This window comes from Amycolatopsis sp. CA-126428 (genome assembly GCF_002904335.1).
Classification (GTDB): Bacteria; Actinomycetota; Actinomycetes; order Mycobacteriales; family Pseudonocardiaceae; genus Amycolatopsis.
In genome coordinates this window covers 1-2,089 of record NZ_PPHF01000173.1, presented here as the reverse complement: position 1 = coordinate 2,089, position 2,089 = coordinate 1, and the positions used below count along the sequence as shown (strand labels likewise).

At 67.6% G+C, this 2,089-nt stretch carries 2 protein-coding genes; both read right to left on the bottom strand.

Features of this window, described 5'->3' with window-relative positions; translation table 11 throughout:
• Nucleotides 1-35: 35 nt before the first annotated feature.
• On the bottom strand, nucleotides 36-1,571 hold the full coding sequence (locus C2L58_RS45115; protein ID WP_441296378.1) for a ricin-type beta-trefoil lectin domain protein: 1,536 nt from the start codon (nucleotides 1,569-1,571) through the stop codon (nucleotides 36-38).
• 110 nt (nucleotides 1,572-1,681) lie between these two features.
• On the bottom strand, nucleotides 1,682-1,927 hold the full coding sequence (locus C2L58_RS45110; RefSeq protein ID WP_233226290.1) for an RICIN domain-containing protein: 246 nt from the start codon (nucleotides 1,925-1,927) through the stop codon (nucleotides 1,682-1,684).
• Nucleotides 1,928-2,089 lie beyond the last annotated feature (162 nt).

Genomic DNA, 2,089 nt, shown 5'->3' with positions numbered 1-2,089 from the left:
GAACGACCCACCGAACACACCCCACCCGCGGCCGCCTAAAAGATCTTCATCCACAGGTCTTGACAATTGCTCCCGTTGAGGCTCGACCTGTTCTGAGCGTTGTCGCCGTTCTGCGCGTCACCGGTGCTGGCGTAGAGCTTGCCGTCGGGACCGAAGCGCAGCCGGCCGCCATCGTGGAACTTGTTGCGCAGGATGCCGCTGAGGAGAACCTGCTCCGTGCCGGTGCTGAGCCGGTCGTTCTCGAGCTTGATGCGCACGACCCGGTTGTCGGTCGGTGAGGTGTGCATGATGTAGAGCCAGTGGTCGCTGGCGTAGGTGGAAGAGATGGCCAGACCGGTCAGGCCGCCTTCGCCGTCGGTGCTCTGCACGTTGGGGACGGTGCCGACATCGGTCTTGGCGCCGGTGGCAGGGTTGAGGTGGATGATGTTCTGGGCGTCGCGGCGGTTGTACAGGATGGTGCCGTCGGGCAGCGTGGCCAGGCCCCAGGGGATGTCGGTGTCCGTGGCGATCTGCGTGACCGCGCACACGGGGTTGCCGCACGCGGAACCGGTGGTGAGCGAGACGGTGTTGCTGTGCGCCGACACGTTGGCCTGCGCGTCACGCGCCACCACGTAGTACGTGAACGCCGTGTTCGCGGCGAGACCGCTGTCGGAGAACGTCGTGACCGGCGGGGTCGTCCCGTTGGCGGTCACCGTGCCCGCCCGGGTGGTGCCGCGGTAGATGTTGTAGAACTTGACCGCGACGTTGTCGGTGGAAGCCGACCACCTCAGGGTGACGGTGGTGCCGGAGACGGTCCCGGTGAGCGACCCCGGTGCGGTCGGCGGCTGGGTGTCGGCCTGGCATTGCGGTGGCGTGACCGGCACCGTGGAACTCGCCTGCGAGACGTTCCCCGCAGCGTCACGGGCGTTGACGTAGAGCCCCCACGTAACTCCCGGGACTACGGTCAGGCTGGTGGACAGGGTGCTGCCAGTCACCGACTTGATGAGCTGACCGTCGTGGTAGACGTCGTAGAAGGCCACGCCCACGTTGTCGCCGGCGGCGTTCCACGCGAACGTCACGGAGTCACACGCCAGGTCACTGATCCGGGCGTTGCCCGGAACCGAAGGCGGCTGACTGTCACCCGCGGTGGTCTTCCACTGCTGGTTGGCCCCGCCGTTGCACGTCCACAAGTCCACCAGGGTGCTGTTCGCCGTGCCCGCGCCGACCACGTCGAGGCACAGCCCGGACTGCACTCCGGTGATGGTGCCGTTGCCGTTGATCTTCCACTGCTGGTTGGCGCCGCCGTTGCAGGCGTAAATCTGCAGCTTGGCGCCGGCGGTGGTGCTTTGACCGGCCACGTCCAGGCACATCGGGCTGTCGTAGACCCGCAGTTCGCCGGCCGAAGTGAAGGTCCACGCCTGGTTGGCGTTGCCGTTGCAGTCGTAGATGTTGATGCCGGCCCCGGACGCCGTGCTCTGGCCGACGACGTCCAGGCACCGGCCGGAGGCCGTGCCGGTGATCGGAGTGCCGGTGGCCGCCGATGCGGTATCGGAGGTGGTCAGCAACGGAGCGGTCAGCACGGTGACCGACACGAGGATCGCCGGCAGTCGCCGCGGCTTTCGTTGGGACAGGGCATGACCGAACACGCGTTGCTCCTTGCGGGGTGGAGAGGGGAAGGGAGGTCAGGTGCGGACTGCCTGGATCACGAGGTGATCCATTTTTGGTTGGCGCCGCCGGTGCAGGCCCAGATTTCCAGCGGCGTCCCGTTCGCCGTGCCGCCGGCGGTGGCGTCCAGGCACCTGCCGGAGGCGGTGTTGGCCACCGTGCCGTCGGACCGGATCGTCCACTGCTGGTTGCCGCCGTTGTTGCAGTCCCAGATTTGCACTGCGGCGCCGTCGGCCGTGCTCGCGCCGTTGACGTCGAGGCACTTGGTGCCGTAGACGGTCAGCTGCCCCGAGGGTGTGGTGGTGGCTCACATGAACACCATGTTCGGCCGGCGAGGCCTGGAGCAGACGGCCGAGTTCTTCACTTCCGGCCCGGCAGCCCACTGAGCTCGGCCCCGACGATCACCGCGCCCGCCGCCATCGAACGCGCATCCAGGAGGAACCCA